Source organism: Clostridium sp. UBA1652 (assembly GCF_002320975.1).
GTDB classification, from domain to species: domain Bacteria; phylum Bacillota; class Clostridia; order Clostridiales; family Clostridiaceae; genus Clostridium_T; species Clostridium_T intestinale.
Genome location: NZ_DCLI01000014.1, coordinates 1 through 14,423 on the forward strand (window position 1 = coordinate 1; position 14,423 = coordinate 14,423).

General features: G+C 32.2%; 12 protein-coding genes. All 12 read left to right on the forward strand.

The window, feature by feature from the left end; all coding sequences use genetic code 11:
• Nucleotides 1-939: 939 nt before the first annotated feature.
• The 12 genes from B3N22_RS01470 (at nucleotide 940) to B3N22_RS01525 (ending at nucleotide 14,386) form a co-directional block, all read left to right on the forward strand.
• Nucleotides 940-1,326 carry a hypothetical protein gene (locus B3N22_RS01470; RefSeq protein ID WP_286904324.1) on the forward strand — a complete coding sequence of 129 codons (387 nt, stop codon included), beginning with the start codon at nucleotides 940-942 and terminating at the stop codon, nucleotides 1,324-1,326.
• A 254-nt stretch (nucleotides 1,327-1,580) separates the two neighbouring features.
• The gene (locus B3N22_RS01475; RefSeq protein ID WP_286904325.1) at nucleotides 1,581-1,841 is read left to right on the forward strand and encodes a hypothetical protein; all 261 of its coding nucleotides are present in this window, start codon (nucleotides 1,581-1,583) and stop codon (nucleotides 1,839-1,841) included.
• Nucleotides 1,842-1,930: 89 nt separating this feature from the next.
• A complete protein-coding gene (locus tag B3N22_RS01480) occupies nucleotides 1,931-2,362 on the forward strand; it encodes a DUF4275 family protein (RefSeq protein ID WP_286904326.1) in 432 nt (143 codons plus the stop codon).
• Nucleotides 2,363-2,480: 118 nt separating this feature from the next.
• Nucleotides 2,481-2,810: a DUF1801 domain-containing protein gene (locus B3N22_RS01485; RefSeq protein ID WP_286904328.1), complete on the forward strand. Its 330-nt coding sequence runs from the start codon at nucleotides 2,481-2,483 to the stop codon at nucleotides 2,808-2,810.
• 333 nt (nucleotides 2,811-3,143) lie between these two features.
• Nucleotides 3,144-3,929, forward strand: coding sequence for a CPBP family intramembrane glutamic endopeptidase (locus B3N22_RS01490; RefSeq protein ID WP_286904330.1), 786 nt, complete (start codon nucleotides 3,144-3,146; stop codon nucleotides 3,927-3,929).
• 341 nt (nucleotides 3,930-4,270) lie between these two features.
• The gene (locus tag B3N22_RS01495) at nucleotides 4,271-5,110 is read left to right on the forward strand and encodes an aminoglycoside 6-adenylyltransferase (RefSeq protein WP_286904332.1); all 840 of its coding nucleotides are present in this window, start codon (nucleotides 4,271-4,273) and stop codon (nucleotides 5,108-5,110) included.
• 111 nt (nucleotides 5,111-5,221) lie between these two features.
• The gene (locus B3N22_RS01500) at nucleotides 5,222-5,776 is read left to right on the forward strand and encodes a GNAT family N-acetyltransferase (RefSeq protein WP_286904334.1); all 555 of its coding nucleotides are present in this window, start codon (nucleotides 5,222-5,224) and stop codon (nucleotides 5,774-5,776) included.
• A gap of 167 nt (nucleotides 5,777-5,943) precedes the next feature.
• Nucleotides 5,944-9,186 carry an SNF2 helicase associated domain-containing protein gene (locus B3N22_RS01505; RefSeq protein ID WP_286904335.1) on the forward strand — a complete coding sequence of 1,081 codons (3,243 nt, stop codon included), beginning with the start codon at nucleotides 5,944-5,946 and terminating at the stop codon, nucleotides 9,184-9,186.
• 259 nt (nucleotides 9,187-9,445) lie between these two features.
• Nucleotides 9,446-10,231, forward strand: a complete 786-nt coding sequence (locus tag B3N22_RS01510) for an electron transfer flavoprotein subunit beta/FixA family protein (RefSeq protein WP_286904336.1) — start codon at nucleotides 9,446-9,448, stop codon at nucleotides 10,229-10,231.
• A 20-nt stretch (nucleotides 10,232-10,251) separates the two neighbouring features.
• Complete coding sequence (locus tag B3N22_RS01515; RefSeq protein ID WP_286904337.1) at nucleotides 10,252-11,190, forward strand: electron transfer flavoprotein subunit alpha/FixB family protein; 939 nt, start codon at nucleotides 10,252-10,254, stop codon at nucleotides 11,188-11,190.
• A gap of 126 nt (nucleotides 11,191-11,316) precedes the next feature.
• Nucleotides 11,317-12,858: an L-lactate permease gene (locus B3N22_RS01520; RefSeq protein ID WP_286904338.1), complete on the forward strand. Its 1,542-nt coding sequence runs from the start codon at nucleotides 11,317-11,319 to the stop codon at nucleotides 12,856-12,858.
• Between the two features lie 94 nt (nucleotides 12,859-12,952).
• Nucleotides 12,953-14,386 (forward strand): FAD-binding oxidoreductase, encoded by a 1,434-nt coding sequence (locus tag B3N22_RS01525; protein WP_286904340.1) that lies wholly within the window; start codon nucleotides 12,953-12,955, stop codon nucleotides 14,384-14,386.
• Nucleotides 14,387-14,423 lie beyond the last annotated feature (37 nt).

Sequence of the window (14,423 nt, forward strand, 5' to 3'; positions counted from 1 at the left end):
CTTTTGATAGTTGGTCTTTCATAAGAGATACACACCGCTATTCGGTAGACGCGCTTCTCAGCGTCAGTCTAATCCTTTTACCGCTATTCGGTAGGCGCGTTTCTCAGCGCCAGTCTGATCATTTAAGCTATTCGGTAGACGCGCTTATCAGCGTCAGTCTAATCCTTTTAGCGCTATTCGGTAGACACGCACTGCTAATCTGTAAAAGTTCGAAGAACTTTGTTAGATCCTTTCACTGCTAATCTGTAAAAGTTCGAAAACTTCATCAAATCCTTTTAGCGCTATTCTGTAGGAGCGGTTTTAAGCTCCTTTCTAATCTATTTGACCCATTTAATAAAATGAGTACTCTATATCATATTTAAAAAGGAGGAGTTTTGTCACAACTTGTTGAAAACTTTTTTAAATTATCTTAATAAAAGGAGTTTAAAGAGGCTTGGAAAGAAGCCTCTACAGGGCATAAGAGCACACTTTCTCGAAAAAATTTTATTTAAACAATAGATAAATAAGGAATTTCCTACAGGGTAGAGATTAAAAGGAATTTAATGAGACTTGAGAAGAAGTCTCTACAGGGTAGAAGTGCGTAATGTCCTAATATCGCAATGTCCTAATATCGCAATGTCCTAATATCGCAATGTCCTAATATCGCAATGTCCTAATATCGCAATGTCCTAATGTCGCAATGTCCTAATGTCGCAATATCTTAATGTCGCAATGTCTTAATATCACAATATCTTAATGTCGCAATATCCTAATATCGCAATGTCCTAATATCGCAATATCTTAATGTCACAATATCATAATCCTTTTAGTATAATAAAAAAGGAATTATATGAAGCTTTTGAGAAGAAAAGCTTCTACAAAGTAGAAGTGTATAATATTTATAAGTAAAAGAAGAACTTACTTTGAGGTTAAAGCATATTATGAAAATAAGGGGGAGAAATGGGGAAATTAAATAATAAAAATGGTATATCACAAGGTGAAGAAGAATACGAGAAATTTGCTGAGTGGGGAGAGGTTAAGGGAGGAAATACAATAAGAGAGCTTGATATAACAGATTTAGTGAAAGAAAAGCTTAAAGATAAGCCTATTAAAAATACTATTATAGAGAAGAAAAAAGAGGAGAAAGTGGCTGTAGAGAAAGAAATAAACAATTCAGACGCTAAATACAGGAAGAGCTTTTATCTTGGCTTTTCTATAATAAGAATGTTAAATGACTTAAAAGTAAAACATTCAAATATAAATGTGAGAGTCAGTAAAATTGTTGAAAGTGCAATAAAGCATTATTATAAATACATTATGGAAGAAGGCGGAATCCAAGAAGATTAGTTCTTTTAAGGTTTTATGCATAAAAGGTAGTAATAGTCTAGTTTGAACTGCTCATTGTTAAGTAGACAGGGGGCAGTTCAAATTAATAAGCGGTGTTTTTTACTTAGCATTTCAAAAATTGTATCATGTATTTTGGAATTAATATAAAGTTAGCGATTCTTGGGAAAGTGAAGAGTGTGGTAAATTTTTATTTATTATAATATATTGAGATGATACAATTTAAGAAGATATATTTATTTAAAGGGGAAAATAATATGCTTGAAAAGCTTAAATCCTTAACACCGTTATTACATAAAATATTTTGGATAGACAAGTTTCAAGGAAAAGATAAATCATTGTTTACTGCTGCTAAGCTCTTTATGTATTTCTATATAATCGCAATTATAATATCTTTTTTAGATTCAGTAATTAATTTGAGTTTTGTAGGATTAGTTGAGACTGTATGTGTAGTAATTATAATTCCTATAGTTTATGGAATAGTAATGTGGATGCATAAAGCTATGAGAGGATTATAAATTAAAGGGGAGGCAAGCATGAGGAATACTTGTAAGTGCGAATAATTTAGCTATAGAAATAGCAAATAAGCATTTAACGGAGGGATTTAGTGGAATTAGCGAAGGCATTAAGAAATAAAAATATTAAGGTAATAGAAATTCCAAAATGGGGATCTTTTCTAAGAAAACAATGGGAAGAAAATTTTGCTAATCATTTAACTTCTGATGAAAAAAAGCATATTTTCTTAAATGATTCCTGTGGATATCTATGGCATTTATTTAGCTATGAAAAAAGAGTTTGTTTAAAAGGTGAAGAAGCTAATAAAGCATTTAATAATATTCCGAAAGGTTCTTGTTATGTGTTTTATCAACGAATTAATGATGCACTAATTGTAGAGAGCGCATCTAGCTTTAATGTAGATGATTTAAATGAGGAGTCAGATATTTATATTGTGGATAAAGAGTTTAATTGGACTTATATAAAAACACATGAAGAGGGATATTTAGGACCTTATTTTAGTATGAGACATCAGGAATTCTAATAATATGGTATTGGATAAATATAATATAATTAATTCAGGATTGTAGATGATTGCGTAATAAAGATTAGTTAATATAATATGTAGGCACAAATAAATCATAGAAGTGGGGAACTAAAAAATGAAAGAGGACATATATACTTATTTAGAGAAGTTTGAAGAAGAAACAAAGCAAAGATTTTGCGATTTACATAAACTTATTTGTCAAAGTACTTCCAGAGTCATTGACGAAAAATTGTGGGCTAAACTACCTTCATTTTATGTAAATGATAATTTCGTTCGTCTTATTCCTTTTAAAGACCATATTAATATTGAGGCAAAAGCATTAGTTTTTCATAAAGATGAACTGTCAGGATATAAAATAACACCTAAAGGTATGCTACAAATTTTTCATAATCAACAGGTTCCGTGTGAATTGTTAAAAATGATATTTAAAGAAAGTTTTGAATAACGTTAATTCACAATTTTCGTATATATTATACAGATAAAATTAAATATTAAGTTATTATGATACCGTATTATTCAAATGAATAAGCGGTGTTTTTAATTTGCAATACAAAAAAGTTAGTTGAAAACATGAATTTGTTATGAGCTAACTATACAATAATATTCTTTATTAATTAATTAAGGAGATATTGGATGTTGATTTATACTTAAAACTGACCCACCTTTAACGAGTAAAGTTGACCCACCATAATGGATAAATATGATATGATTGATTTATTATAAAATAGTGTGAAGTAAAGATATAAATATGTAAATTTTGAGCAAGGAGGAAGGGCTATTGAGAGCAAATAAAATAATGGTGAGAATAGGTATAATGTTACTGTTTTCAATTTTAATCTGGAAGTTTATTCTTTACCTAAATAATGTGTTTTTAGGTGATGAGTACAATCGTGTAAATCATTTGCTTATTGCTTTAACAACTACAATCCTATGTCTTATTTTAATTAATTTTGCACGAAGAATTGATAAAATATCATGGAAGCAGTTTGGAATGAATGGATTAAATAATAATATAATTTCCTTTTTTGTTGGAGTCTTGATTTGGATGGTTCCTGCGGTTATAGGTCTAGCTATCTGTTTATTGACTGGTTGGTCTGAAATAACAGTAAAAACAGACTTAAATCAACTTTTATTAAGTGTATTGCTCTTATTAGTGACTGTATTTTTAATAGAAGCATTTCCAGAAGAATTAATCTTTAGGGGATATGTTTATGGTTACTTAAAAGAATTATTTCCAAACTGGATAACGATTGTTATACAATCCGTGATATTTTCATTATTCGCTTATTTTATAGGAGCGTTGTATTCTATGGATCAACTCCTATTTATTCCTGGATATGGTTTTATGTTAGGCTATTTTAGAGCAAAATCAGGAAATGTATGGACACCGATAGGTTTTCATGTAGCAATAATGACCGCAACGCAAATACTAAATCCCATTCATAGGCACTTTGATGTTGATGGGATCTTCGCTATTCAATTTTTTGCTTTCAATCTATTACCCTATGTAATAGGATCTATTGTATTAGACTACTTTTATTCAAAAAATGATTTAGTGAAATAGTTTTACTATTTCAAGGTGTTTATTATAAATATTTCTTACATAGGTAAGATTAAAACTTAAAATATGGTAATCATAAATGCCGTAATATTCAGAACTGGATTTTACGGCATTTTTATTTCGCAATACAAAAGTAGTACTAAGTATTTTGAAATTATTGCGAAGTAAGTGTTCTTTGAAAATTGAACAATATAGCATTGGGATAATATGTTATAATTGACTTATAAATGTAATAAATTATTGCGTCAAGAATAATAGGGCAACATTGGCTTCAGACAAATATCCAGTATCCGCATTAAAGTATTGAATTCGAAATATGATTAATGAAATGGGGGAATATGTGTATGGACAGCAGATATAAAGATATAGTAGATAAAATAATTAAATATGGAGAAACATCTGAACTCGTTAAAGCAGAAGTTCTAATTGGATCTCAGTCAAGGCAAATTGATTGCGCTGATGAGTATTCAGATATTGATGTTATGTTATTTGTTTCAGATATTGATTTTTTTATTAATTCAGATGAATGGATTAGCTCCCTTGGAAAATACTATATATCATTTGTTGAAAAAACGGTTTCTGGAGGTATGGAAAGACGTATTATTTTTGAAAATGCTATGGATGCAGATTTTATTTTTTTACAGGCAGATGATTTTAGCAGAATTAATGAATTATCTGAGATAGTTTCAAGATCATATAAAATGCTTCTAGATAAAGATAATTTTACAGATATTATAAGTCATGTGGCACAATTGGATAAATCATTTTCTATTCCATCAGAAAGTGAAATTCAGAATCTTATCAGTGAATTTTTCTTTCATGTTATATGGGCTTCCAAAAAGGTTATGAGAGGTGAGCTCTGGGCTGCAATAACATGTGTAGATGGTTATATGAAAAAATTACTTTTAAGAATGATAGAATATCACTCACATGCTTTACATGGCACAGATTATGATACTTGGCATAATGGCAAGTTTATTGAACGTTGGGCAGAACCGTGGGTTGTAAAAGAGTTTCAAAATATTTATGCACGATTTTCTGATAAAGATATAATGAAAGCTTTATTAAATACAATGAATTTATTCCAGAAGATAGCTATTGAAACTATGGATAAATGGGATTATGAATACCCTGTGATTAGTGACAAATATGCTACTGAATGGTTTAATAATATCAAATATTAAAGTTTATAATTTGTTATGAGCTAATTGGTAATTTGTAAGCGAGAGGATAGTTCACAATTTCTATCGAATACTATGTGAAAAATTTATATTTAGTACAGGAGGAATAAACGAGTGAAGCATGCAGGGACACAAGTAATAAAAACTACACGATTGACATTACGGAAACTGGAGCTTACTGATGCGGAAATGATGTTTAAGAATTGGACAAGTGATGAGGAAGTTACACGCTTTTTGAGGTGGGATGCACATAAAACAATTGATGATAGCAAGAAAATGATTCAAATGTGGGTTAACAAGTATCAATCTGAGTCCACTTATTACTGGGGAATGTATCTAAAAGATGGCGAAATGATTGGCTCTATTGGTATATTGATAACTTCAGAACATGACTTCAAGGCTGAATTAGGTTACAAGATCGGTAGCCGTTGGTGGGGGCAAGGATATACTAGCGAAGCGGCAAGAGCAGTTATTGATTTTATGTTCAAAAATACGGATGTTGAACGAATTGAATCATATAACTCGGTAGAAAATCCTGCTTCAGGGAAAGTGATGGAAAAGGTTGGAATGAGCAAGGAAGGCTTTTTACGACACAACTATAAAACCCGTGACGGCTTTCAAGATTGTACTTTATTCGGAATAATACGAGATGAATGGGAACAAACATAATAAACAGTTTGTGAAATGTGGTTGGAAGATTATTTCTTAATATTTATATAATAAAAATAAATCGAATATCTTATCAATTCATAAGAAAAATGTTAAAATAGGTAATAATATAGAGTAGAGTGATTAAATAGTATATTTACTCAGAAAAACCAACGGAGGATTAGAGTTTGAGAGTAACAGAAAAATTAATAAAAGAATGGACAGATGATATTTCTTTTAAAAGGGCAAAGCAATATTATGAGGGCGATTTTATTGGACCTTTAGAGATAAAGAGATTTGATATAAAAGGCAGAGAAAAGGATAGAGGTTTGATAATTACAGGAAGTGTAAATGCTTTTAATAAATTTAGCAGTAATGAGGTTGAGATTCAATGGGATAGCCTTTCAAACCAGATAGAAGTAGATTGTGATTGTAATGAAGATAGGGATGATGGATTGCTTTGTAAACACATAGCAGCCGTGCTTTTAAAATATACTAAAGAATATCAAAGTAGTCCAAATAGAGTTCCAGAAAAGTCTGATATAGACTATCTAATAGAAGTCTTAAATGAAGCTTCAGGGGTCAGCGAGGATTATAAAAGAGAACTTAATTTAGAAGTTAAGTTTTTTGAGGCTAAAAATTATGAGAGAGCTTATATTGAACTTAAATTGGGACTTGAGAAGAAGTATATTGTAAAAAGTATGAGAAACTTCTTAAACTCATTAATAAAAGAGGAGTCTATTACCTTTGGTAAGGGCTTTATCTATGAGCCTAATTTACATAAATTTAATGAAGTTGATGAAAAAATAATGGAAATGTTTATGGAAATAAGGGATTTAGAAGGAGAGGGTAATAATTATTACTATAACTATAATAATCCATTATTTTCAGGTAAAAAGCTTCTATTAACAGATAGGATATTATATAGGTTTTTTAGATTAGCAAAAGAAAGAACAATGGATTTGATGGTAAACGAAACAGAATACAAAGATGTAAAAATAATAGAAGGCGAGATGCCCTTAAAATTTAAGATGAGCATAAAGAGTGAACTAATAAAATTGGAGCAGGAAGGTGGTCTACCACTACCTTTAGATAAAAAGTATAGGGTTTTCTACTATCAAGGAAATGTTTATCTTCCATCTAAAGAGCAGTGCTCTATGTATATGCATATACATAAGTTGATGGAAAGTAAGAAGAATAAAAAATTAGATTTCAGTAAGAAAGATGGGGAAAAGATAGCGGCATATCTTTTGCCTAAGTTAAGAGCTGTGGCTGATGAGGTTGCATTAGATAAAAATATAAAAAGTAATTTTTATGAAGAGCCTCTTGTTAGTAAGGTCTATTTGGATAAGTCAGAGGATTTTGTAACAGCAGAAATAAAGTTTAATTATGGTGAAATAGATATAAATCCACTGGAGGAAAATGAACACAAAAAAACTGAAAAAATATTGATTAGGGATATTAAAAAAGAAGAGACATGCCAGGGTGTATTGAAGAGTTTTGGATTTCATGAGGATAAAGACCGCTATGTTATGAAAAGGGAGGAGGATATTGTAGGCTTTATTAGTGAGGGAATCAAAGGTCTACAGGATCTTTCAGAGGTATACTATTCAGAAAGTTTCAAAAATACTAGGGTTTATGGTAAGTCCAGCTTAAGGGGAGGGGTTAGACTTAATGAGGATAATCTGTTGGAGTTTTCTTTTGAGCTTGAAGGTATAGAGAAAGAAGAGCTTAAAAATATATTTAATGCCCTTAGGGAAAAGAAAAAATATTATAAGCTTAAAGAGGGGGGCTTTGTATCTCTTGAGGATAAGGGAATAGAAGCCCTTGGTGAGATGATTGACTTTTTGGATATAAAAGATAAGGATTTGAGTAAGGAAAAAATACTTATTTCTAAATATAATGCCTTGTATCTTGATGAAAAGATTAAGGATAAAGGGATGGATTATTTAAAGAGGAGTAAGAATTTTAGAGAACTTGCAAATAATATACGAGATGTAAAAGATATGGAGTATGTAATTCCACCTTCATTGGATTCTGTTATGCGTAATTATCAAAAGATAGGTTTTAAGTGGTTTAAAACTTTATCAGAGTATGGATTTGGCGGTATACTTGCAGATGAAATGGGGCTGGGTAAAACTCTTCAAACTTTAGCTTTTTTATTATCTGAAAAAGGAAATAAACCCTCCATGGTTATAGCACCAACCTCTCTAGTATATAACTGGCAAGGTGAAATAGAGAAGTTTGCGCCTTCACTTAAGGTTTTAGTAGTATCTGGTTCTAAAAAGCAGCGTGAAGAGCTTATTAGTGATATAAATAATTGTGATGTGGTTATTACTTCCTATCCACTTATACGTAGGGATATAGAAGAGTATAAGGAGATTAGCTTTAATTACTGTATTTTGGATGAGGCTCAACAAATAAAAAATCCTCTTTCTGTTAATGCTACTGCTGTAAAGGAGATTAAGGCAAAAGGATATTTTGCACTTACAGGTACACCAATAGAAAACTCTTTAACGGAACTTTGGTCTATTTTTGATTTTGTTATGCCAGGGTATTTGCTTACTCATAATAAATTTACAAAGAAATATGAAACACCTATAATAAAAAATAATGATAAACTTGCTTTAAATGAGTTAAATAAGCATATAAATCCATTTATTTTAAGAAGACTTAAAAAGGATGTTATTAAGGAATTACCACCTAAGATAGAACATAAACTTGTTGTAGAAATGACAGAGGATCAGAAGAAGCTTTATGCAGCATATCTTTCTAAAGCAAAAGATGAGATAGATGAGGAAATTAAAGAAAATGGGTTTAACAAGAGTAAAATAAAAATTCTTTCTGTCTTAACAAGACTTAGACAAATATGTTGTGACCCTTCTGTATTTATAGAAGGGTATAAGGGTGATAATGGTAAGATGGAAGCTTTAGATGAGATTTTACAAGATAGCATAGAACAAGATCATAGAATACTTTTATTTTCACAATTTACTTCTGTACTTAAGAATATTAGAGGTAGGCTTGATAAAAATGGCATTAAGTATATGTATTTAGATGGAAATACTAAAAGTGAAGATAGAATGAATCTTGTTAAGGAATTTAATGAAGGGGATGCAAGGGTGTTTTTAATCTCTTTAAAAGCTGGAGGAACAGGACTTAATTTAACTGGTGCAGATGTTGTGATACATTTTGATCCGTGGTGGAATCCAGCTGTTGAGGATCAGGCTACAGATAGGGCCCATAGAATAGGGCAGCAAAAGACTGTGGAAGTTATAAAGCTTGTTGCAAAGGGAACAATTGAAGAGAAAATATATAATCTTCAGGAAAAGAAGAAGGAAATGATTAAAAATGTAATGAAGGAAAATATGAATGAAGACAATATTATAACTCAAATGACCCAAGAGGATTTGGAGAGTTTATTTGTGTAGGGAATATTAATTTAGAAATTACATAGAAAGAAGTGCTTTTTTAGGAAGGTACTTCTTTTTTTTATTCTTTAGGTAGGGGAGTCTAAGCGTGAAGAAGTTTGTATTAAATACAAAAATTAATTATTTATAGAATGCGTTGAAATTTTTGGAATATTGTGATAAAATTAACTTGTTAATTGGTAAGACCAATTTAAATTATTAAATACAAAATGATTTGATCAAAAATAAACAATCTGAAAAGGGTAAGGAGAGGGATAGTATGAGGATTCTATTATGTGTAAAACAGGTTCCAGATGATTCTGTTGAAATTCATTTGGACAAGGACAAGAAAAAGCCTAATTTAAATGGGGTCAGTTTTGTGGCTAATGCATTTGATACATATGCATTGGAGCTTGCAGTCCGTTTTGTTGAGTCTCATGGAGGAACAGTTAGTGTATTGACGGTTGGAGCTGCGGATTCTATAAATACCTTAAGAAATTGTCTTGCAGTGGGAGCTAAAGAAGCTTTTTTTGTTAAAGATGATTTATATGGGGATTTAGATGCTATGGGAGCTGCTGGGGTTTTAGCTGATGCTATTCATAAAATTGAAGAAGATAAAGGTGAAAAGTTTGATTTAATTCTATGTGGAAAAGAATCTACGGATGAAATTACTGGACAAGTTGGAGCAATGCTTTCTGAAAAGTTAAGTTTAGGATATCTTAGTAGCGCTATTGAAATCGATTTAAAGGATGATGTGATGGAAATTCATCAAGAAACTGATGAAGGGTATAATTTAGTTTCTTTAGGTTTTCCAGCTGTTGTTACAGTTAGCAAACCAGATTATGATCCGCGTTATCCTACTATTAAAAATAAGATGGCAAGCCGTAAAGCAGTTATCAAAACTTATAGTGCAGCGGAAATTGGAGATATAGAGAAGTCAAAGGTACATTGTATTCAATATGTTGAACCACTTAAGAAAGAGGCTGGCATAAAGATTCAAGAAAAAGACGCCATATTAGCAGTAAGTGCTACTATTGATCAAATGAAAAAAGATAAAGCAATTTAATTAAGGGGGGAAGAGACGGTATGAAAGCATTATTATTCATTGAAACAGATAAAGAAAAAGTTTTGGGCGGAAGTATTGAACTTATTAGTGCACTTAAGGAATTGGGCTCAGAAGGCACAGCTATAGTGGTAAATAATAAAGCAGTTGCAGAAACTGTAGCTGATTTTGGAGTTCCAGTTACTTTTGTAGATGGGGCTTCTGACTGTGATACTTTGACAGAGATATTATCAGAAATAGTTAAAGAGCAGAATCCAGATATTGTTTTACTAGCTAATACAGCAATGGCTAAGGATATTGCACCACGTATTGCAGGACGTGTTGGTTTAGGTTGTGTAAGTGATGTAACAGGAATTAGTAAAGATGATGGGAAAATTATATATACTAGACCAGCTTATGGCGGTACTATTTTAGAACATATTGTGGTTGATGGCACAGCGGTAGTTACTATTAGAAATGGAAGTTTTCCAAAACCTGAAGTTGTTTCTAAAGCAGAGGTTACAGAGAAAACTATTGAAGTCCAAGCTGATGTTGTTAAGGCAAAGATTATTGATAGGGTAAAAGAAATTTCAGAATCTGTTAATTTAGAGGAAGCTGAAGTTATTGTTTCTGGTGGACGTGGCCTTGGTAGTGAAGAAAACTTCAAACTTGTTGAAGAATTGGCACGTGTACTTGGTGGTGTAGTAGGTGCAACTAGACCAGCAATTGAAAATGGGTGGATTCCTCGTACACATCAAGTTGGACAATCAGGGAAAATAGTATCACCTAAACTTTACATTGCATGTGGTATTTCTGGAGCAACGCAGCATACATCAGGTATGTCTAGCTCAAATTATATTGTGGCTATTAACAAGGATGAAGAGGCTCCAATATTTGAAATAGCAGATGTAAGTATTGTTGGAAATGTAAATGAGATTCTTCCAGTTATGATTGAAGAAATGAAAAAATTAAAAGAAAAGTAGTCACTTTTTATTGTATAAAAGAAATTGTCGCACTAAAAAATGAGCTTAATGTGCACTAACAATTGAACTTGGTGTCGCACTAAAAAATAGGGTTAATATTTTAAAATTAAATAGGGAGATGGAAAAATGTTATTTCTAAAATTCTTAATGGCAATATTACCTATTCTTTGGCTTATAGTTGCGCTCAGTAAATTAAAGATGCCAGGCTATAAAGCTTGCTCTATAGCCCTTTGTATTACTATGGTTTTGGCGATTTTTTTCTGGAAATTGAGTGTGATTAATACTGTGACAGGAGTATTTGAAGGAATTCTTAATGCATTATGGCCAATTTGCTTGGTTATTGTTGCAGCGCTGTTTACCTATAATCTGATTTTACGTACAGGCGCAATGGATTCCATAAAGCAAATGCTAGCAGAAGTTTCTATAGACAAAAGGGTTTTGATATTAATTATTGGATGGGGATTCGGTAATTTTATGGAAGGTATGGCGGGGTTTGGTACAGCTGTTGCTATTCCTGCATCTATGCTTGCTGCTATTGGCTTAAATCCTTTTGCTACAGTTATAGCATGTTTAGTAGCAAATACTACACCAACTGCCTTTGGATCAGTTGGAATACCTCTAGTGACTTTTTCAGCAGTAACTGGTGTTTCAGCTACTGACTTAGCGGCAAATACAGCAATAATTGAGGGGCTTCTTTGTTTTATCACTCCATTTATCATGGTGTGCATAATAGGTGGTGGAATTAAGGCCTTAAAAGGTTCCTTTATTGTTACCTTAGTTTCAGCAGTATCCTTTACAGTGCCTGCTTATATTATGGCAACAACAGTTGGACCAGAACTACCAAACATAGTAGGTTCTATATGTTCTATGGTATTTACAATTATTGCAGCCAAGGTCTTTAATAAAAAACCTCAAGAGGAGTATTGTATTAAAGTTAGTGAGGATAAGGAAAGAGCAAGTTTATCCTTTGGTAAAGCAGTAAAGGCATGGTGTCCATTTATTTTAATATTTGTGATGTTAATTTCTACATCAACATTATTTCCGCCAATTCATGATGTAATTGCAGTATTTAAAACTAGTTTAAAGGTATATGCAGGTCAAGGGGCAAACACATTGAATTTTAGCTGGATCAATACCCCAGGGGTTATTATTTTTATAGCGGCAGTTATTGGTGGTTTTGTTCAGGGTGCCAAAGTATCCTTGATATTTGATGTACTAATTAGTACCTTAAAGGCAAACTGGAAAACCATTGCAACCATTTGTGCGGTTATGTCCACAGCAAAAATAATGGCATATAGCGGAATGATTTCTGATATTGCAAGTCTTTTAGTTGTGGTTACAGGAGGAGCATATCCATTAATTTCACCATTGATTGGATCTATTGGTGGGTTTGTAACAGGCTCAGGTACGTCAACAAGTGTTTTATTTGGAGGCTTACAAGTAGAAACAGCACAAAACCTTGGACTTTCTGGAGCTTGGATGGGAGCTGCAAATACTATGGGAGCAGGTATTGGTAAGATGATTTCTCCTCAAAGTATTGCAATCGGTGCAAGTGCAATTGGTGCTACTGGCTCAGAAAGTAAAATTTTAAGAACTGTATTTAAGTATTTTATCTGCTATATAGTTATAGCTGGTATTGTATGTTTCTTAGGAACCTTATGGCTTTAATAATTTTTAAGTGTAGAGTGAAGATTGTGTAGAGCTTTTATCATGGGTAAAAATATAAGTTCTTCACTAAATATATATGAAGGGAATGAGTAATATGGCTGAATATAATAAGTTAACAGAAGAGATAATTGAAAAATTAAGGGCGGTAGCTCCAGGGCACATTTTAACTGATAGTGATATCAATGAGGATTATTCTCATGATGAGATGCCTATCTATGGGAAAAAAGCGCCAGAAGTTGTTTTTATGGCACATTCTACAGAAGAGGTTTCTGAAGTTGTAAAGATATGTAATGAAAACAAAATTCCAGTAACTCCAAGAGGAGCAGGAACAGGTCTTGCTGGTGGAGCAGTTCCACTATTGGGGGGAGTTTTAATTGACATTACAAAGATGAATAAGATACTTTCTTATGACATGGAAAACTTTGTTGTTCATGTACAAGCAGGGGTTTTATTAAATGATCTTGCAGAGGATTGTGCTAAAAAAGGATTATTATATGCTCCAGATCCAGGTGAAAAGCTAGCTTGCTTAGGTGGAAATGTTTCAACAAATGCTGGTGGAATGAGAGCTGTTAAGTATGGTGCAACTCGTGATTATGTACGTGCAATGACAGTTGTTCTTCCATCAGGAGAAATCACTCACTTTGGAGCTACAGTATCAAAAACAAGTTCAGGGTATAGCCTTTTAAATTTAATGATTGGATCAGAAGGAACTCTTGGAATTATAACAGAGCTTACTTTAAAAATCATGACAGCACCAAAGGTAGTTGCAAGTTTAATTATTCCTTTTGAAAATTTAGATGATTGTATTTCTGCTGTTCCTAAATTCAAGATGGCACATCTAAATCCACAAGCCTTAGAATTTATGGAAAGAGAAATTGTTTTATCCAGTGAAAGATATGTTGGAAAAAGTGTATTCCCACAAGTAATTGATGGAGTAACTGCAAATGCTTATTTACTTGTTACTATAGATGCAAACAATGAAGATGAGTTAAATGATCTTATTGAAAAAGCAAGTGAAATAGTGTTAGATGCTGGAGCTATTGATGTTCTTGTAGCTGATACCCCTGCAAAAATGAAGGATGCTTGGGCTGCACGTTCTAGTTTCCTAGAAGCAATCATGGCAGAAACAAAACTATTAGATGAATGTGACGTTGTAGTTCCAGTAAATAAAATAGCTTCTTATCTTGCTTTTGTAAATAAAGCTGGTGAAGAGTGTGGGTTAACTATTAAGAGCTTTGGACATGCAGGAGATGGAAATCTTCACATATATCAATGTAGTAATGACTTAGAAGAATCAGAGTTTAAAGCAAGAGTTGATAAATTCTTCAAGATTATCTATGATGAAGCAACTTTATGTGGAGGACTTGTTTCAGGAGAACATGGAATTGGTAGTGGAAAGGTTAGATATCTTGTAGACAGCGTTGGAGAACTAAACATGGAATTAATGAAGGGTATTAAAAAAGTGTTTGATCCGAATTCTATAATGAATCCGGGCAAGGTGTGCTACACATTAAATGGTATAAACTAATAAATCACAATTGATATACACATATAAAAAAAGAGAG

Excerpts from the sequence above, each read along its gene's own strand:
- B3N22_RS01470 (WP_286904324.1), top strand. The coding sequence starts at position 940 with ATGGGGAAATTAAATAATAAAAATGGTATATCACAAGGTGAAGAAGAA.
- B3N22_RS01475 (WP_286904325.1), top strand. The coding sequence starts at position 1,581 with ATGCTTGAAAAGCTTAAATCCTTAACACCGTTATTACATAAAATATTT.
- B3N22_RS01485 (WP_286904328.1), top strand. The coding sequence starts at position 2,481 with ATGAAAGAGGACATATATACTTATTTAGAGAAGTTTGAAGAAGAAACA.
- B3N22_RS01495 (WP_286904332.1), top strand. The coding sequence starts at position 4,271 with ATGGACAGCAGATATAAAGATATAGTAGATAAAATAATTAAATATGGA.
- B3N22_RS01510 (WP_286904336.1), top strand. The coding sequence starts at position 9,446 with ATGAGGATTCTATTATGTGTAAAACAGGTTCCAGATGATTCTGTTGAA.
- B3N22_RS01515 (WP_286904337.1), top strand. The coding sequence starts at position 10,252 with ATGAAAGCATTATTATTCATTGAAACAGATAAAGAAAAAGTTTTGGGC.
- B3N22_RS01520 (WP_286904338.1), top strand. The coding sequence starts at position 11,317 with ATGTTATTTCTAAAATTCTTAATGGCAATATTACCTATTCTTTGGCTT.
- B3N22_RS01525 (WP_286904340.1), top strand. The coding sequence starts at position 12,953 with ATGGCTGAATATAATAAGTTAACAGAAGAGATAATTGAAAAATTAAGG.